Consider the following 17,653-nt stretch of genomic DNA (forward strand, 5'->3'; position numbering starts at 1 on the left):
ATAAGGCCTCACCCGGTTGGGTGGGCTACGGCCGCTTGGCTAGGACTGCTGCCGCGTAGCTCACCAAACTGCTGTTGTCCACGCCCGCCACTTTGGCCAGCGCCTTCACAGTGGCGCCCTGGGGCAGGGCAAACGGCCCGTGGTACTCATTGGCGGCAGTGAAGGCCGGCGTGGCGCCCGTGGTAGTGTAGTATACCTTGGCGCCCGGGGTGGGGCAGCTGATGCTTACTAACTTACCCTTGAGGCTGATGAGGGGCCTAGCCACGCGGTTGGCGTACTTGGCCGTGCGCGCATCCTGAATGACGCCGCGCCAGTTAAGGCCGTAGCCGAAGTCGTAGCGGTGGCCCGCCGCGTCGCGGTAGCACTCCATGTCGTGCGGAATATCCTCGTTTTGCTGCTCCACGGTGAGCATGCTGGCTGGTAGCTGCACGGGCAGCAGGCCCCTAGGCTCGGCCTGGCCCGTGAGCACATCAAGCACCGCTTGGTGCGACACGCCGAAGCTAACGACCAGCCCGCTGGCGTAGCGCTCAAACTCGGCCGGCACGAACGGCTTGCTGGCATCCACGGCCACGATGACGGGCTTGCCCTTCATGGCAGCGTACGTCTGCTCGATAATCCTGATGTCCTGTAGGTTGCCGCTGCGCACGCTTTTGCCGCGGTAGCTGCGGTCGGTGACGGTGGGCTCGGCGGGGTCGCCGGCCATCAGGCTGTGGGCGCGGGCGGCGGTGGCGGTGTAGGGGCCGTATTGCAGGCTGATGGGCACGTAGCCGGTGCCGCCCTGTTGCACGTCGGCCGCGTCGTAGCCGGCCCCGCCGCTGGGGCTGCCAATGAATACCAGCGCGTAGTCGGCCTGGGCCGGGTCGTTGGTCACGGTGAAGTAGCGGGCCAGCACGGCGGCTTTGGCCACGTCCTCGTAGCGCTCGGCACTCGGCGGCCCGAAGAAGCCCTGCTTGGACGGGATAAATTTCTGGGGCACGTACACCGTCTTTTTAGCCGGCAGGGGCAGCGCCTGGCCGGCATTCTTGAGCAGCACCACCGACTGCTGCTGGGCCGCGTAGCCCGCCCGCATAAAGTCGGCTTGGCCCACCAGCGCCTGCGACTTGTCGGGGTCGAGGTAGGGATTCTCGAACAAGCCCACCCGGAAAATATTGCGCAGCAGCCGCACCGCCGACTTTTCGAAGCGCGCCCGCATGGCGGCCTCGCCGTGCGCCTGCACCCCTAGGGCGTAGGCTTCCAGCACCGGCCCGGCGGCGTTGTTGCCTCCAAACTGGTCGGCCCCGGCTTCCAGCACTTTGTAGTGCCGCTCGGCCACCGACTTGCCCTCCATGCCCCACGACTTGCCGGCAAACACGGCGGGCGTGGCGCCCTCGTTGGCCGTCACCGACCAGTCAGTGCACACCACCCCGTCGAAACCGTATTTGCCGCGTAGCAGGTCGGTAATCAGGTACTTGCTGTAGCCGTTGCCCACTTGCTCCCTGTTCTTTTGGTCGATGCCCGACGAGACGGTGTAGTAGGGCATCACGGCGGCGGCCATCTGGGTTTTGCCGCGCAGCTTCAGGGCGCCGTCCACGAAGGGCACCAGGTGCTCGTCGAAATTATTGCCGGGGTACACCGCGTACTTGCCGTAGGCGTAGTGCGCGTCGCGGCCGCCTTCCTCGGGGCCGCCGCCGGGCCAGTGCTTCATCATGGCGTTCACGCTGCCAAAGCCCCAGCCACCGGCCAGCTCCTGCGCCCCGGTCGAGGTCTGAAAGCCATCGACGTAGGCCCGCGCCATATCGGCGCCCAGCTGCGGGTCCTCGCCAAACGTGTCCGAAATGCGCGACCAGCGCGGCTCGGTGCCCAGGTCAATTTGGGGCGAAAGGGCCGTGGTGAGGCCTAGGGCGCGGTATTCCTGGGCCGCGATGCCGCCAAACTGCCGCACCACGGCCGGGTCGAAGGTGGCGGCCAGCCCCAGCTCGTCGGGCCACTGCGACAGCTGCCCGCCCGCGCCCGCCGTGTACTCCACGCCCGAGTTGGTGCCGTGCCGCGGGTCCGAGCTGTTATTGGCCGGAATGCCAAACTCACTGCCCTCCACCAGGGCCTGCACGTTGTTGTTCCAGCGGGCGGCCACGGCCGGGCTCTGCACCTGCGTGATGAGCACGTGGCGCAGGTTGTCTTTCAGCAAAAAGTCGCGCTGCTGGTCGGTCACGGCCGCCGCGTCGATGCCGCCATCGGCAAAGTGCTTGCCCTGGTAGGTGCCCGCCGCAAAGGGCCCCGCCCCGGCCGGAATAGCCTGGTGGCCGCTGTAAAGCATCAGCCCCGCAATCTGCGCCACGCTCAGCTTATGGGCCAGGTCCGCCGCCCGCTCATCTACCGGCCGGCGCCAGTCCTCGTAGGCATCGAGCTGCCCGTTCTTGTTCAAGTCCTTAAACGAGCGCCCCTCCACGGTCAGCACCTTCACCCCTGACTTGGCCGAGTACCCTAGGGTCGGCCCGCCCACGTTGGGCACGTAGGTAATGCCCAGCTCATCGGCGGGCGGCGCGGCGGTAGATGCCGTTTGCTGGGCGGTGAGGCCGAGCAGGGTAGCTAAGCCCGCCGTTAACAGCGCGGGCATAAGGGTGGGATGGTGCAGCATGGAGGCAGAATAACGTAGGGCGAAACTTTCGGGCAGCAATAGTGTCTGCCCAAGAGGAAGTTGCACAAGGTAGCAGCCCGCCGTTAATAGCCGTCGCTGAATTAGTCCCTAGGGCTTGCGGGCGAAGCGCAGCCCTAGGGCGCGAACGCAAAAAAGCCCGGCACCTTGCGGCACCGGGCTTTGGTGTTGCGGCGAGGCCCTAGGCGGCTACGGCCGAAGTGCCTTCGCGGTCTTCAATGGCTTTGCGCAGCTTGGCAATGGCCTGGGTGGCGCGCTCCTCATCGAGGCGGTTGATGTTGAGCAGCATCTTGGTTTTCTCCTGGCGCGTGATGAGCGGGTGGTTCAGCAAGCGAATAATCTCCTCCTTCTGGCTGGCGGTGGCGTAGTGCACCGGCGTGGCGGGGGCATCAGTGGCCGGCTCGGTGGCCGCTACCGGCGCCGTCGTCATGGCGCGCATCACGGGCTGGGGCTCAGCGGCGGCTACTGGGGCCGGAGCCGCGGCGGGCGTGGGCACGTTACCGGTGTATTCCATCTCCTCGGCCGGGGTGGGCTCGTAGCCCGCGGCGCGGATAATCCAGGCCAGGATGTTTCGGTAGGCCTTGCCGATGGCGCGCGTCTGCGCCATGCTGGCAATGGCAAACTCCTGGTAGAATTTCTTACCGCTTTCCTTGTTCGAGCAGATAGCGAAACCAGCGCCTACCGTGTGCTGCGAACGCATGTCAAACAGCGTCACTTTGGCCTGGTACTTAATTTCCTGCTCGCTGCTTACGTTAATAACGTGCTCCACGATGGGCACGATACCCAGGCGTGAGCCGGCGTACTGCCAGCCCTCCACGTTCACAAACTCCTTGCCCTGCACCTGGGTGCTGAGCTTGTTTTCCTTGATAAACTTGGCCAAATCCTTAGCCAGGTCAAGCGTCTCGTCCGAGCGGGCGATGTCGTAGCTCTCCACGCGGGGAGTAGCTTTCTTGGCGGTGGTTTCCTTTGCGGGGGTTTTGGTGGTGTCGCTCATGGCGGGGGTTGGCCCTAGGCCAGTTTGGTTCTGTAGTACGATATCTTAACTATCGCCAGACCAAAAACGTGCCATGATTTACCAATTTTATTAGTAGATTTTAGTGCTGATTTTTAGCACGTTGCAAACAGGTATAAGAAATATTTTTTAGCGACCGTTTTCCAAACTGGTTAGTCGCGCAAGGGTTTTACTAAAAAGGCGGTCATGCTGGGCCTGCGAAGCATCTCTACCGTGTCGTTGTTACGATTCGGTAGAGATGCTTCGCAGGCCCAGCATGACCGCCTTTTAGGATTTTCGCTCTATCCGCTACCCCACCACCCCCGCTGGTTTAGCTTCCTCCAGAATGTGGCCGTCGCGCATCACGATGGTGCGGTCGGCCATTTGGGCCAGCGTATCGTTGTGGGTTACAATCACAAACGTTTGGCCGAACTCCTTGCGCAGCCAGAAAAACAGCTCGTGCAGCTCCTGCGCATTGCGTGAGTCGAGGTTGCCGCTGGGCTCGTCGGCGAAGATGATTTCGGGCGAGTTGATGAGCGAGCGCGCCACCGACACGCGCTGCTGCTCGCCGCCGCTCATCTCGCTGGGCTTGTGGTCGGTGCGGTGCTCCAGGTTCAGCAAGCCCAGCAGCTCGCGGGCCCGCACGCGCACTTCCTTTTCCTCGCGCCCGGCCAGGTAGGCGGGCAGGCACACGTTTTCGAGGGCCGTGAACTCGGGCAGCAAGTTGTGAAATTGAAACACGAAGCCAATGTGGCGGTTGCGAAATTTAGCCAGCGCGTTGCGCCCCAGGCCACTTACCGACTGGCCCTCAAACAGCACCTCGCCCGCGTCGGGCGTGTCGAGCGTACCCAGAATTTGCAGCAGCGTGCTCTTACCGGCCCCGCTCGAGCCCACGATGCTCACAATTTCGGAGCGCTCGATGGTGAGGTCGATGCCCTTAAGCACGTCCAGCGAATTATAGCTTTTACGGAGGTTAATAGCTTGCAGCAAAACAGGAATATATTAGCTAGGACGAAGATAGGGCGTTAGTAGCTAGCGGCTGAGCGGCCATAAGCAGCGGGCCTAGGCCCTGAAACGGCGCTTGCTACTTCGCGTTGCGCTCAGGTAGCTGGCTACCAGCTGCTTCTAGCCCCGTCGCGGTAGCATTCGCCACCTAGCACTAGTCGTTAGGCCCTAACCCCCTACCTTCGCGCCTAATACTGACATCATCCCCTCCCCTCCTGAGATGAACATTCACGAGTATCAAGGCAAGGAAATACTGAAGAAATACGGCGTGCGCGTGCAAGAAGGTATTACCGCCGACACCGCCGAAGAGGCTGTAGAAGCCGCCCAAAAGCTGAACGAGCAAACCGGCACCAGCTGGTACGTTATCAAGGCCCAGATTCATGCGGGCGGCCGCGGCAAGGGCGGCGGGGTGAAGCTGGCCAAAAACCTGGAGCAGGTGAAGGACATTGCCGGCCAGATTATTGGCATGCAACTCGTAACCAAGCAAACCGGCGCCGAAGGCCGCAAGGTGCACAAGGTGCTGGTGGCCCAGGACGTGTACTACCCCGGCGAAAGCCCCACCAAGGAGTTCTACATGAGCGTATTGCTAGACCGCGCGTCGGGCAAGAACGTCATCATCTACACCACTGAGGGCGGCATGGACATCGAGGAAGTGGCCGAGTCGCACCCCGACAAAATCCAGAAGGAGCTGATTGACCCCGCCGTGGGCCTACAGGGCTTCCAGGCCCGCAAAATTGCCTTCAACCTGGGCCTCGAAGGCGAGGCGCAGAAGGAGATGGTGAAGTTCGTGACGGCCCTCTACAAGGCCTACGACGACACCGACAGCTCGATGTTCGAGATTAACCCGGTACTGAAAACGTCGGACAATAAAATCCTGGCCGTAGACGCCAAGGTGACCCTGGACGACAACGCCCTGTATCGCCACAAGGACTTCGCCGCCCTGCGCGACCTCAACGAGGAAGACCCGCTGGAAGTAGAAGCCTCTGCCTCGAACCTGAACTACGTAAAGCTCGACGGCAACGTGGGCTGCATGGTGAACGGCGCCGGCCTGGCCATGGCCACCATGGACATCATCAAGCTCTCGGGCGGCGAGCCCGCCAACTTCCTCGACGTGGGCGGCGGAGCCAACGCGCAGACCGTAGAAGCCGGTTTCCGCATTATCCTGCAAGACCCTAATGTGAAGGCCATCCTGATTAACATCTTCGGGGGCATCGTGCGCTGCGACCGCGTGGCCAACGGCGTGGTGGAGGCCTACAAGAAAATCGGCGACATCCGTGTGCCCATCATCGTGCGCCTGCAAGGTACCAACGCTGAGGAAGGCGCCCGCATCATCGACGAAAGCGGCCTGAAAGTGAAATCGGCCGTGCTGCTCAAGGATGCGGCCGAGAAAGTAAAAGAAGTGCTGGCGGAGGCGAAGTAAGCCGCTAACTGACCAGCTGCCATCAAGCAAAAAAGGACCCCCTGGATTAACCTAGGGGGTCCTTTTTTATCTTTAGCTGCAAGTGTAAAGAACTAGCAGCTAAATATTAACTAAGAAACTACTTGCCTTCAGCCACGCCGGCGTTTTCGCTGGCATCTACCGGAATGGCTTCGCCCTGCACGCGCAGCTCCACTTCCATATTGCCGCGGGTACCTACCGAGTAGGGGCAAATTTTGTGGGCCTGGCGCACCATCTCAATGGTTTTATCATGGTCAAACGCTTTGAGGTCCACGTCCAGAATTGCCGAGAGGCCGTAGCCTTCGCCTTCCTGGAAAAGCGTCACCGAGCATTTCACTTCCGTGTTGGGGTCGAGCTTGTCGCCGGCGCGCTGCGCAATCACGAGCAGGGCCTGCTGAAAGCACGAGGAGTAACCAGCGGCAAACAGCTCTTCGGGGTTGGTGGCGTTTTTTTTGCCACCTAGGCCCTCGGGCACGCTCATATCGAGGTCAATGACGCCGGTGGCTGAGCGCACGTGGCCGTCGCGGCCGCCTATGGCCGTCGCATCGGCCGTGTAGAGGTTTTTTTTAGGGGATTCCATGTGGACGTAGGAGTTTAGCAATGCTGTAGAAAGGACAAACTGGTTTTGCGCCCCGAAGGTTGTGTTGCCCCACGGGCCTAGGGCCGCAGGAGGCCCGGTTTGGCTGTAGCGCCATTTCGGGCTACCTTTGCAGCCCCCTCACCGGGTCTCGTAGTACAACGGATAGTATAGGAGCCTCCGAAGCTCTAGATTTAGGTTCGATTCCTAACGAGACCACTAAAAAGGCCCTCCCGCTAGCGAGAGGGCCTTTTTTATTTATTCAGGGGGCGGTTTTTACTTGGCCAAGTAGTTGGCTACCACGCTCGGTGACGTTTTCAGCGCCCGCACCATTGCCTGGGCGGAAGCACTTTCCTCTCTCAAGCAGCGCACCTGCTTGGTTATTTCTACGCTTTTGGTGGGTGCGCCCAGTTTCTGGCCATCGGCTTTCTGCTTGGCCAGGGCTGCCTTGGTATTCCCGGGTATCTTAAATCAGGTCCTGAAACTGCGCCTTGGTCAGCATCGCTACTATCAGGTCGCCGAAGGGTCCTAAGCTATCGCGCGGGCAGCAAGGGCGATGCGCATACTCAAGCGTCAAAGTCGTCATATAGGCACTTCCTGATGCTAGCAAGCACTTTCATCCTTTTCTCCTGCGTATTACTCACTAAACGCGCAACGGTATTGCGCAGGTATTTTCGCTCAGCGCATCTTGCTTACAAAGCACAAAATACTGCGGGGGCTTGCCAGCAGCATCCGCGCAGGCAGCAACAGCGAGGTCGTTGTGAGCCCGCCATCGGCACGGGCTAGAAGCAAATTCACCAGTACGCTAGGAAATCAGGGCTGGGCGCGTGCTGGTGCGTTGCTACGTAGCACAACGTTGTGCATCTAGAATAGAAAAATTGCGGGGGTAATGCTAGCTATTCAGCCCGAATAAATTCACATAAATAGCTTATAGCCTGCACAGTAACGCACGCAGCCACTATACTACACGTCGCTTAGCAAGAAACGAGTCAAAAAAAATAGTTGCACTTACTGGAAAAGTTTGTAGATTTCGATTAATTGGATTTAACTAGTACACTTATTCTTTATAAAGTACAGGCTAATTTTCTTTTCAACTGCTATCTTATATTCACTCTTCCTTTCCTTCTCACCCATGCAAGTTCCACATTTCACCACTGAACAAAGCCGCCAGCGGCTTTTAAACGCAGTTCTCACTTACACTGCCAGTGGCGTCAACCCTTTTTCAACTCCCCAGGAGCAACACTACCTAACTCTATTTCAGCGCGGGCGCCTTACCATCGACGAAGTTGTATATTACCTAGAATCAACTAAATCTTTCCAGTCCAACGCTCAGTATTGAGCATAGCCGACTAGGCACCTACTGCTACCCTAGCCTTCGGCAAGCAGCATAGTTCCTTTTTCTCGTCTTGCTGCCAGTTGCTATATCCCTTCGTTAGGTGATTTTCGAATAGCTTATCTCTTTTCAGAAATGAGCTTCTTCTCGTAGGATAACCCATTACATTAGACGGAATATTCAACATTTTTTCTGAACTGTAGCGGCACGTTGGCTATTTCAGATAAACCACCTAAAAGTCTTTGCTGTAATATCATAGCGGCGCAGTATATTCGCCACCTTTCCTATATTTTGGCAGCCTGTTTAAGGCGCCACCGCCTCTACTAAAATCCTATTGCGCCTGGCAGTCCTGCCCCCGGCCTTACTGGCTCGCTAGTAGCCTAGGGACTCACTATTTGGCGCGGTGCGCCAGCTAGCAGCCAGGCGGCTTATTTCCGTGCTTTTTTTCGCATCCGTTTCTATCCTTGAATTTGCTATTCTTATCCTTATCATGCCTTCCCAGCAATTTGGCTCGCCTCGTGAGCCGCACGTCTACTTTGCCAATCCTCAAGAAGTAGCCCACTGGCTTAACGTACTAAACTGCACCGAAGAGCAGCTGCGGGCCGCCGCACTTGCCGTCGGCACGCACATTCCTACTATCCGGCATTATCTCAAATTTCGCCAGATATTACCGCAGCAGTCCTCGCAATTCTAGCTCTTTTCCCACCCGTCACCGTAATGTCTAGCTCGTATCCTCTTTCGTTTTCATCCCGCCTACTGCTGGTTGTTCTAGGTTTAAGCGCGTTAATTGGCGGGGTCCTGTACCTACTGCCGGCTTCTTACTTGCGCTACGTAGGCATTTACTACGCCGTAGTGGGGATATTCAATTTGTTTATCTTACCCGCGTTCTATCTGCTAAGCCACTCGCGCCTTCAGCTAGTGCAGCTAGAAGTGGCGGAGCTGGCTGGCCACTCCGCCGCCTAGGCTACGAGCACTGCTTTATCGACCCAGATACTAGTCTCAGCTTGGGGCGGAGGGGGTTTTGAATAAATTCAGTGGCAGACGACTAATGCTGTGGCCTTGCAAACACCGGTGCAACACCGAGCGCGCGAAGTGCGGCCTCGTGGCCGGCAGCGCGCAGCGGCCATCATCTAGCAGCAGCAACGTATGGCGCTAAAGGCCACGGCGACAACTTCTTGCGCAGCACTAGGCGCCGTTGCAACTGATTCGGGTTTCCTGCGCGCATCTGAGAGGTGAGGCTTTCACGCCACTTAGCCACCGTCTTACGCCTTGGAATGCCTTTTACCTAGTCGCTACAAGCACATCCATCGACTCGGCAAAATATTCCTTCCAACCCGGCCCACCACACCGCCCCGCCCGCTGCACCGTCGCGGCGACCCGGTAGCATAGCGTATAAATCCACCCTTGCGGAAGAGGAACTCTTCATGCACTTAATGGGCCTTGCAGATGAAGTGGCTGCCCGGCGCCAGTCCGAAATTTCAGGTGCCTCTGCCTAGTCTAGCTCAGGGCCCGGCCCTAGGGATGGCTAGCGCTCGAGCAGGATTTCCGACCCCAGCAGCACCAGGTCTACCCGGCCCTGCAGGGTCTGGTCGATGAAGGGCGTGTTCTGGGACTTGGATTTCATAAAGTCCCGCGTGAAGGTCGTTTCCGCCTCGGTATCAAACAGGACGCAGTTAACTTCCTGGCCGACCTCGATGGCAGCCACCGGCAGGCCCATCAGGCGGCGCGGCTCGGCCGAGTAGCGCTTCACCAGCAGGTCCCAGTTGAACTTGCCGGGCTGCACGAAGTGGTGATAGAGCGATACCAGGGCCGTATCGAGGCCGGTGATGCCGTTGGGGGCGCTGATGAAGTCCTGGGCTTTTTCGTAGGGCGTATGCGGCGCGTGGTCGGTAGCGATGAGGTCAAAGACGCCCTCGATAAGCCCTTCAAGCAGGGCGTCGCAGTCGGCCTGCGTGCGCAGCGGCGGGTTCATCTTGTAGTTGGTGTCGTAGTCGCCGATGTGCTCGTCGGTGAACAGCAGGTGGTGCGGGGCCACCTCGGCCGTCACTTGCACATCGCCGCGCGACTTCCACCAGCGGATGGTTTCCATGCCGAGCTTGCTCGATACGTGCTGGATGTGCACGTGCGCGCCTGCCGCCCGAGCCAGCCGGATGTCGCGGTCGATGATGATTTCCTCGGCGCAGGCCGGTGAGCCCTTGATGCCTAGCCGGTAGCTCATCACCCCCTCGTTGAGGGCACGAGGCCCGGCCAGCTCGGGTACCTCGCAGTGGCTGGCGAAGAACATCCCGAACTCGGTAGCGTACTGCATGGCCCGCAGCAGCACCGCCGGGTCGGCCGTGGTATCGCCGTCGTCGGTGAGCATCTTCACACCCAGCTCGCGCATGCCCTCTATTTCGGCCAGCTCCTTGCCCTCGCGATTTTTGGTGACGCAGCCCGAGGTATACACCGGAATGCGGGCCCGGTCGCGGGCGTTTTCTAGCACCGTGGCGATGGCCGTGGCTGAGTCGAGGGCCGGGCGGGTGTTGGGCATCATCACCACGCCGGTCACACCGCCGTTGATGGCCGCTTCGCTGCCGGTGGTAATGGTTTCCTTGTTCTCGAAGCCGGGGGCGCGGAAGTGCACGTGGGCATCAAACATACCTGGCAGCAGCACGCGGCCGCGCGCGTCGATGACCCGGGCGCCCTCGGGCGCGGCGAGGTTGGGGCCGATGGCCTGAATCTTTCCGTCGGTTATCAGCACGTCGCCCTCGCGCAGCACGGGGGAATTTTCGGAAGCGATGCGGGCGTTTTGCAGAAGAAGCATGAAGGGGCTATGGTATGGCTATTTAGTAATGTATCAAGTCTCAAAAGGTGGTCATGCTTATCTGGCGTCCGCTTGCCGAAGCATCTCTACCACGCCGTTGGGTTAGTAATCCTACCGGCGCGGTAGAGATGCTTCGACAAGCGGACGCCAGATAAGCATGACCGTTTTCAGTAAGAAAACAGCTTTTAGGGCATCATCGCCTTGGAGCCGGCGCGCGGCTGGGCGGCGTAGGCCTGCTGCCGCGGAAACTCCCCGCCCGGCGTGAGCCAATCGAGCACAGCCATGCGGATGGAGATGCCGTTCTCGACTTGGTTGGTGATGAGGCTGCGCTCGTAGTCCATCACGGCGTCGCACAGCTCCACGCCCCGGTTCACGGGCCCGGGGTGCATAATGTAGAGGCCGCGGTCGCGGATTTCGGTCAGTCGGGTGTTGGTGATGCCGTACACCCGGTGGTACTCGCGCACGCTGGGGAAGAACTGCACGTCCTGGCGCTCGAGCTGCACGCGCAGCAGGTACACTACGTCGGGCGCCCAGGCCATGGCCGCCTCGTAGTCGGTGAAGCGCGGGATGCTGGCCGGGCCGTACTTGGGCACCAGCGAGCCCGGCCCGAGGTAGGCCACCTCGATGCCCAGCTTTTGCAGCAGCGTGCTGGTAGAGCGGGCCACGCGCGAGTGCAAGATATCGCCGATAATGAGCACCTTGCGGCCCCTAGGGTCGGGAAACTTCTCCCGGATGGTGAAAGCGTCGAGCAGGGCCTGGGTGGGGTGCTCGTGCGCCCCGTCGCCGGCGTTGATGACCGAGGCCGTGGTTTGGCGGGCAATCATGCCGGGCAGGCCCGAGTGGCTGTGGCGCACCACGATGTAGTCGGTGCGCATGGCCTGGAGCGTCTCAATCGTTTCGCGCACCGACTCGCCTTTGGTGATGGAGGAGTGGGCCACGTCGAAGTTGGTAACCTCGGCCGAGAGGCGCCGGGCCGCCACCTCGAACGAGGAGTGCGTGCGGGTGCTGGCCTCGTAGAACAGCATGAGCACGGATTTGCCTTCGAGGGCGGGAATCTTCTTCACCGAGCGGGTGAACAGCTTCTTAAACGACGTGGATTGGTCGAGCAGGAACTCGATTTCCTCGCGGTGGAGGGAGGCGATGTCGAGCAGGTCTTTGCGTGCCATACCGAAGAGGAGGAAAAAGAGGGTTAACTAGCTTAAAAATAACATTTTCCGGTCTTGCCCACCCTAGGCCCTGGCGTAGAAGCCGTCTGGCGGCACCGAGGTCGCCGCCAAATGCAACGGGCATAAAAAAACCGTTTCGGATTCCGAAACGGTAGCGGGGCAACACCTGAAAAAAACAACGGAAACGCCAGCGGCAAAATCGGGAAAATCGCTGGTGGCGAAGGCCTTCCGGCCTACTCGCGGTTCCTTGCTGAGCAGGGTCCCACGCTTCGCCAACACGTTTTTCCGTTGAAGCATGCCGCAAAGCTACGGCATTGTTACGAATCCTTTGTGCGGGTTGGGCAAGGATTTCCGTTGCGGCGGCCGGATGCCTTGCGAATCAGCGAACAAAAATTCTGCGCTTTAATGCGTTATGCGCAAGCGTTTCGGACCGGTTGGCACCCTAGGCGCTGGTTTGAAGGCGGGCAACTGCAGGACACCCATGCTTTTCGTTTTAGTCTGCTGCCAAATGCCTAACGTAGCGCCGAACCCCTAGGGACCCGGCGCTACGTTAGGCATTTGGCAGCGGCGGCCCTAAAGTGATGCGCCAGCATATTCTTGTCGCGCTGAATCTCGCGCTGGTCGCGTACCTTCTATAGGCGTTCGCGGGCCAATTCGCGCTGGTCCTGGGCCTGCTCTTGGTGGGCGGCTTTGGCATCCTGGCGGTCGGCTTTGAGGTCGGCTTTAGTAGCAGCCAGCTTATCTATGGTCTTTCTACGGCAGCTTTACCTTTCGCCAGGCTGGCTTCGTGGTGTTTGTAGGCCAGCTCATCTTTGTGCAGCGTGCTCTTGTCGGCCTGGCACTGCTTGGTGTCGCGGGCCAGCAGCTGGCGGTCGTATTCACGGGTGCTCAGGTCTTTGGCCAGCTTGTCTTTGGCGGTAGCCAGGCCGGCCGTGGCCGTGGCCAGGGCCGGCTCATCGGCATCGGTTTGGGTTTGCGAGGCCCCAGCTTTTACGTCGGCTATTACTTTTTCAGCATCCGTCTTCACCGCGCTGCGGTCGCGCTGCAGCGCCGAGTGGTCGGTAGCCAGGGCTTGGTTGTCGCCTGTCAGCAACGACTTATCGGCGGGCTCATTGGCGCGGTCCAGCTTGAGGTCGGCGCGGTCAAGGGCCAGGTCCTGGCGCCCGCGCCGCACGTCGGCCCGCTGCTCGCGCAATACTTTTTCCAGCGCCATCACGCGCTTTTCCTCGGCCTTGACGGTGGCCTTGTCCGCGCTGATGTTGGCATCGTCCTGGCGCAGGCTCGACTGGGTGCTGGCAATCTCCACTTATAGCTTGGCAGGCTGCTCCTTAGCTTGCTGCAAGTTGTGCTCGTCCTGCTGCAGGCCCTGGGCCCAGCCCGCGTAGCCGCCGAAACAGACGAGGGCAGCCAACATAAACTTTTTATGTGGAGGGGTGAATGGATTGATAACCCTGGCAAGCCTGCGCCCTAGTTGCCTCCTCCAGCTCAAAGCTCCCTCCGGATGGAGCCTGGCCTAGGGGCTGGCGGGCAGGTTGCTACCGGCTGGCCCCAACACGGTGATTGGGGCGAGGCCGTTGCGGCCAGCCTGGCCCCGGCACCGCCAGCCGGGCTGGTAGGTGCGGGTGTGTTGGTTGGAAGCTGAGGCGGGCCTAGGGTTTAAGTGAAGCTAGCAGTTTTTTTGCATCAAGTGCTTGTTAATCAATGCTTCATAAATTATGTTTACGTATGCACGAGTACTTAATGGCCGCCTAGGCTGTAGCTGAGCGAAAAGCTGAGGTAGCTCTTGGGGCCAAAACCGGCTGCCTCGTCTTCGTGCGGCAGCTTGATGGGTAGCACGTAGTTGTAGGTGGCTCCGAAGGTGACGTGGCCCACGCGCACCTTCGCGGGCAGCGCCAGGTTCCAGCTCATAAGGCCAAAATTGGTTACCTCCTCCGTGTGGGCGGGCTGGCGGCGACGCCTTTTTTGCCCTTTTTGGATTTCGCCACTTCCGTCGCCTCCAGATTGAACGGCTGATGAGCCGGCTCAAACAGTTTCGTCGACTGGTTACACGCTACGACAGAACGGCTAGTAGCTACCTCGGCTTTGTACACTTCATCTGCGCGCTGCTTTGGCTACGCTAATTGTCCGTACAACCTGGTCTATGCCTAGTGAGATGTCGAAAGCAGCGCCGCGTTTAATCAGTTGCCTCGCTAGTAGCCCTGGCCCCCGGCCCTGCTGGCGGCTCCCCACTCGTGGCTGGGCGGGCCTCGTGTAGGCAGCCCTAGGGAAGCTGGCGGGGCTCATACAGGATTCATTTCCCTCTCTTCAAGTATTACCGCCCTACCACCGAGCGGGCCGCTAGCCGCAACGCGGGATAAATAGAAGCAACGTGCTTAGAAGTTGCTCGAGTTAGTTTGTTTCGAGCAACTTACTTTTTATCAATTGCTTATGGCTCTTTCCAAAAAGCCAGCTCCAGCAGCATCTTAGGGAAATCCTGACAGTGTTCACACTGCCCAGCAACCAGGTACCCTAGGCCACCTGGATGGCCTTTACGCGCGGCTCGAACTCCTCGCTGGGGTAGAGGGACCTCTTCTTGACCCGCGTCTTGTAGGTGTAGATGGTGCTGACCGTGTAGCCCAGGATGCGGCCGATGCGCTCGCTGTCGTCAATGCCGAGGCGGATGAGGGCGAAGATGCGCAGCTCGGTGTTCAGCAATTGGTCGTCGGCCAGCGCGATTTGCTCGTCGGGGCGCAGCAGGGCGTTGAAGGCGGCCACGTAGTTGGGAAACAGCTTGAGGAATACTTGGTCGAAGCCCCGGAACAGCTCGCTGCGCTCGCGCTTGATGTTGAGGCTATCGACCAGCTTTTGGGTGCCCGCGTACTGCTTGGTGAGCAGCGTCTTCTCCAGGGCCTGCTTGAAGCGCTCAATCTTGTCGATATACTCCGAGCTGGCGTTGAGGTAGTAGCCTACGTACTCGTCCTTGATGCGGCTGGTTTCGTGCAGGGTCTGGTTGAGGCCGCTCAGGCGCTGATTGAAGTCGCTGAGCTGCTGGTTATTGGCTTGCAGCTCCTGGTTGATGACTGAGATGACAGCATCGGCCCGCTGGAGCTTGCGGAGCTGCCGAAACAGCAGCACCGCGAAGCCCACCACCACTAGCAGCAGCACCGTAAACACGAAGGCGTAGATGGTGAGCGAGCGTCGCTGCCGCTCGATAATGCCAATGCGCTGGCTCTCGATGGTGGAGTAGATGCCCCCAATCTGAATCTGCCGCAGCCGGGCATTGTAGAAGGCCGCGTCCTCGCGGGCGAAGTTGATGAAAGTGTAAGCGTTCTTGAGGTCACCGCGCCGGTAGCAGAAGTCGGAGAGCTTGAAGAGGGCAATGGTTTCAGTGGTGGCCGTTTCCACGTCAGCGATGGCGGCCTGGATGAGCAGGTCGATGGCCAGCTGCGGCCGGCCCAGCTGCTCCTCCACAAACGATAAGGTGCTGGCCGTGATGGCGAACTGGTGCCGCGAGAGGCCCGGCAGCGCCAGCAGCTGGCCGTAGAGGGCGCGGCTGCGCGGCAAGTCGCCCTGCTTGAGCGCCCGGAAGCCCAGCAGGGCTAGGTAGTCGTAGGTGCCGGGGCGGCAATAGCGCAGGGCCGTATCGAGGCAGGCCACGGCCCGGGCCGTGTAGGCGGGCCGGTAATAGCCCACGGGGTTGTTGTAGTCGGCCAGGTCGCTGTAGCTGCGGGCCTCCAGGAAGTAAAACGCCTGCTTGCTGGCCGAGTCGAGCAGCGCCGGTTGCAGCGACCGCTCCAGCTCGAAGGCCTCCGTAAACATGCCCGCCGACAAGTGAATTTGAGCTAGACTGAGCTGCGCCCGCTCGGTGAGGCGCTCGTCGCCGAGCTGCTGGCCCAGTTGCCGCAGCTTCAGGGCGTAAGCAAAGGCCGAGTCGTACTTGAACGTGTTGTACTGCTCGAACACGCGCTGGCCCAGCGCAAATTTCGCCCGGCCCACGGGCTGCGCCCTGAAGGCGCGGGTGAGCAGGGCAATGGAGTCCTGGCGCTGGCGCATGTAGTCGGCCTTGCGCAGCAGCACCGCGTTGAGCTGGTCGAGCAACCGGTCGGTGGGGCCGGCAGCGGCCCAGCCCGGCGGCGGCAGCAACAGCAGAAAGCAGAAAAGCAGGCAGATTCGCACGAACACGGTGGGAAATAAGGGCAGGGAAGTACTCAAAAGTACTTCCCTGCCCTTATGCCTCTTCCCCCACCCGGCTACTTGCGCAGCACCAGGTAGCCGTAGGCGGGCAGCTGGTAGGTGCCGCCCAGGCTTACCGAGGCGCCGCTTTGCAGCAGGTTGGTGTAAGTGCCGGCCAGGGCGGCGGGCACGGCGTAGCTCACGGCGCTATTGCGCACGTTGGCCAGCACCACGGTGGTTTCCACGCCGTTGGTTTTGCTGAAGGCCACCACGTCGGCGGTGCTGTAGGCGGTGGGTGTGCCGTGGCTAAGCGAGGGGCTAGCGGCGCGAGCCTTGAGCAGAGCCGTATAGGCGCGGGTCACGTCGGGGTGGGCGCCCCACTGGATTTTTACCGTCGTGAAGGGGAAGGGAATCTTCTGGGTCATGCCCGCCTCTTGGCCGTCGTACACGAAGGGCACGCCCTTGAAGCAGGCCGCCACCACAAAGGCCGACATGGCCCCCGCGTTGCCCCCAAACAGCTGCACGGGGGTGCCGTCCGAATCGTTCACATCGTGGTTAGTGGTGTAACGCACCACCTGCTGGGTACCCGTAGCCCCCGCATACTCGCTGGTATTAAAGCTGCTGAGGCTGCTGGCCGCGTTGCCGCTGCCGTACACACTCTTGAGCCCGCCGTAGAAGCCGAAGCCGAAGTTGTAGTCGAAGCCGCTGGTGAAGTTGGCGCTGTTAGTACCTTCAGCCAGCAGCAGTAGCTTGTGGGTGCGGATGCTGCGTAGCGTATCCACGGCCTGCTTCCAGAAGGGGCTGGCCGCGATGGTGGGCGCGTCGGCGTAGTCGCAGCGGAAGCCATCGACGTTGGCCGTGTACACCCACGACTTCATGGCGGCAATCATGGCCAGGCGCATCTGCGCGTTCTGGAAGTTGAGCTGGGCCACGTCGGTGTAGTTGGTGCCGGGCGGGCTCACAATATTGCCGTTGGCATCTTTAAGGTACCAGTCAGGATGGGCCGTAATCCAGGCGTTGTCCCAACTGGTGTGGTTGGCCACCCAGTCGAGCATCACGGCCATGCCCCGCTGGTGCGCCCCGTCCACAAGTGCCCGCAGGTCGGTGAGGGTGCCAAACTCGCTACCCACGCTGGTATAGTCCTTCACGCAGTAAGGTGAGTTGACGGAGCGCACCTGCCCCACGGGGTAGATAGGCATTAGGTACACTATGTTCACGCCTAGGGCCTTAATTGAGTCGAGCCGGGCCGTAACGCCGGCGAAGTTGCCGGCTTGGCTGAAGGCCCGCATGTTGACCTGGTAAATCTGGGCGTCCTCGCGGTTGGGCACCCCGCTGAAGGGCGTGCCGTACTGCACGGGCGTGGTCGTAGTGGGGTTGGTCGGAGTGGGCGTGGGCGTCGGGGCCGGCGTGGGGTCGGATGCCTTGCAGGCGGCCAGCAGCCCGGCGTAGAGCAGGCAGGCAAAGAGGCGAGATTTCATTGGAAAAGGAATAAAGATGCAAGTAATGACAACCCCTAGGCGCAAGGCAGGCCAAGTCGGCGACGGCGGCGCAGGGAT

13 protein-coding genes and 1 tRNA gene are annotated in these 17,653 nt (G+C 60.4%); 4 read left to right on the plus strand and 10 right to left on the minus strand.

Features of this window, described 5'->3' with window-relative positions; genetic code table 11:
* Positions 1-25: 25 nt before the first annotated feature.
* The 3 genes from HHL22_RS09665 to HHL22_RS09675 all read right to left on the minus strand — a co-directional run bounded on the left by HHL22_RS09665 (position 26) and on the right by HHL22_RS09675 (position 4,613).
* Positions 26-2,593: a glycoside hydrolase family 3 N-terminal domain-containing protein gene (locus tag HHL22_RS09665; protein ID WP_169530769.1), complete on the minus strand. Its 2,568-nt coding sequence runs from the start codon at positions 2,591-2,593 to the stop codon at positions 26-28.
* Positions 2,594-2,813: 220 nt separating this feature from the next.
* The gene (locus HHL22_RS09670; protein WP_169530770.1) at positions 2,814-3,626 is read right to left on the minus strand and encodes a hypothetical protein; all 813 of its coding nucleotides are present in this window, start codon (positions 3,624-3,626) and stop codon (positions 2,814-2,816) included.
* A gap of 306 nt (positions 3,627-3,932) precedes the next feature.
* Positions 3,933-4,613, minus strand: a complete 681-nt coding sequence (locus HHL22_RS09675; RefSeq protein WP_195809236.1) for an ABC transporter ATP-binding protein — start codon at positions 4,611-4,613, stop codon at positions 3,933-3,935.
* 235 nt (positions 4,614-4,848) lie between these two features.
* On the opposite strand from HHL22_RS09675, the gene sucC reads away from it, so the two are divergent.
* Positions 4,849-6,048 (plus strand): ADP-forming succinate--CoA ligase subunit beta, encoded by a 1,200-nt coding sequence (sucC, locus tag HHL22_RS09680; RefSeq protein ID WP_169530771.1) that lies wholly within the window; start codon positions 4,849-4,851, stop codon positions 6,046-6,048.
* A 118-nt stretch (positions 6,049-6,166) separates the two neighbouring features.
* Here sucC and HHL22_RS09685 read toward each other — a convergent pair whose 3' ends face one another.
* Positions 6,167-6,646: an organic hydroperoxide resistance protein gene (locus tag HHL22_RS09685; protein WP_169530772.1), complete on the minus strand. Its 480-nt coding sequence runs from the start codon at positions 6,644-6,646 to the stop codon at positions 6,167-6,169.
* Between the two features lie 144 nt (positions 6,647-6,790).
* Between HHL22_RS09685 and HHL22_RS09690 the strand changes: the two genes are divergently transcribed.
* The 3 genes from HHL22_RS09690 (at position 6,791) to HHL22_RS09700 (ending at position 8,670) form a co-directional block, all read left to right on the plus strand.
* Positions 6,791-6,862, plus strand: a tRNA-Arg gene (locus HHL22_RS09690).
* 73 nt (positions 6,863-6,935) lie between these two features.
* Complete coding sequence (locus HHL22_RS09695) at positions 6,936-7,175, plus strand: hypothetical protein (RefSeq protein ID WP_169530773.1); 240 nt, start codon at positions 6,936-6,938, stop codon at positions 7,173-7,175.
* Positions 7,176-8,466: 1,291 nt separating this feature from the next.
* Positions 8,467-8,670, plus strand: coding sequence for a DUF3606 domain-containing protein (locus HHL22_RS09700; protein WP_169530774.1), 204 nt, complete (start codon positions 8,467-8,469; stop codon positions 8,668-8,670).
* 831 nt (positions 8,671-9,501) lie between these two features.
* On the opposite strand, the gene HHL22_RS09705 is transcribed toward HHL22_RS09700, so the two are convergent.
* The 6 genes from HHL22_RS09705 to HHL22_RS09735 form a co-directional block, all read right to left on the minus strand.
* The gene (locus HHL22_RS09705; protein WP_169530775.1) at positions 9,502-10,779 is read right to left on the minus strand and encodes a dihydroorotase; all 1,278 of its coding nucleotides are present in this window, start codon (positions 10,777-10,779) and stop codon (positions 9,502-9,504) included.
* 185 nt (positions 10,780-10,964) lie between these two features.
* Complete coding sequence (locus tag HHL22_RS09710; RefSeq protein WP_169530776.1) at positions 10,965-11,945, minus strand: aspartate carbamoyltransferase catalytic subunit; 981 nt, start codon at positions 11,943-11,945, stop codon at positions 10,965-10,967.
* A 742-nt stretch (positions 11,946-12,687) separates the two neighbouring features.
* Positions 12,688-13,251: a hypothetical protein gene (locus HHL22_RS09715; protein WP_169530777.1), complete on the minus strand. Its 564-nt coding sequence runs from the start codon at positions 13,249-13,251 to the stop codon at positions 12,688-12,690.
* A 431-nt stretch (positions 13,252-13,682) separates the two neighbouring features.
* Positions 13,683-13,853: a hypothetical protein gene (locus tag HHL22_RS09720; protein ID WP_169530778.1), complete on the minus strand. Its 171-nt coding sequence runs from the start codon at positions 13,851-13,853 to the stop codon at positions 13,683-13,685.
* Between the two features lie 600 nt (positions 13,854-14,453).
* Entirely contained in the window at positions 14,454-16,136 is a 1,683-nt protein-coding gene (locus HHL22_RS09730; RefSeq protein WP_169530780.1) for a DUF6377 domain-containing protein, read from the minus strand.
* A gap of 38 nt (positions 16,137-16,174) precedes the next feature.
* The gene (locus HHL22_RS09735; protein WP_169530781.1) at positions 16,175-17,575 is read right to left on the minus strand and encodes an alpha-amylase family glycosyl hydrolase; all 1,401 of its coding nucleotides are present in this window, start codon (positions 17,573-17,575) and stop codon (positions 16,175-16,177) included.
* Positions 17,576-17,653 lie beyond the last annotated feature (78 nt).

This window comes from Hymenobacter polaris (assembly GCF_012927305.1).
In the GTDB taxonomy this organism is placed as follows: Bacteria; Bacteroidota; Bacteroidia; order Cytophagales; family Hymenobacteraceae; genus Hymenobacter; species Hymenobacter polaris.

What these genes read in the sequence shown, in the direction of transcription:
- HHL22_RS09665 (WP_169530769.1), bottom strand. Translation starts at nt 2,593, where the DNA reads ATGCCCGCGCTGTTAACGGCGGGCTTAGCTACCCTGCTCGGCCTCACC.
- HHL22_RS09670 (WP_169530770.1), bottom strand. Translation starts at nt 3,626, where the DNA reads ATGAGCGACACCACCAAAACCCCCGCAAAGGAAACCACCGCCAAGAAA.
- sucC (WP_169530771.1), top strand. Translation starts at nt 4,849, where the DNA reads ATGAACATTCACGAGTATCAAGGCAAGGAAATACTGAAGAAATACGGC.
- HHL22_RS09685 (WP_169530772.1), bottom strand. Translation starts at nt 6,646, where the DNA reads ATGGAATCCCCTAAAAAAAACCTCTACACGGCCGATGCGACGGCCATA.
- HHL22_RS09700 (WP_169530774.1), top strand. Translation starts at nt 8,467, where the DNA reads ATGCCTTCCCAGCAATTTGGCTCGCCTCGTGAGCCGCACGTCTACTTT.
- HHL22_RS09705 (WP_169530775.1), bottom strand. Translation starts at nt 10,779, where the DNA reads ATGCTTCTTCTGCAAAACGCCCGCATCGCTTCCGAAAATTCCCCCGTG.
- HHL22_RS09710 (WP_169530776.1), bottom strand. Translation starts at nt 11,945, where the DNA reads ATGGCACGCAAAGACCTGCTCGACATCGCCTCCCTCCACCGCGAGGAA.
- HHL22_RS09720 (WP_169530778.1), bottom strand. Translation starts at nt 13,853, where the DNA reads ATGAGCTGGAACCTGGCGCTGCCCGCGAAGGTGCGCGTGGGCCACGTC.
- HHL22_RS09735 (WP_169530781.1), bottom strand. Translation starts at nt 17,575, where the DNA reads ATGAAATCTCGCCTCTTTGCCTGCCTGCTCTACGCCGGGCTGCTGGCC.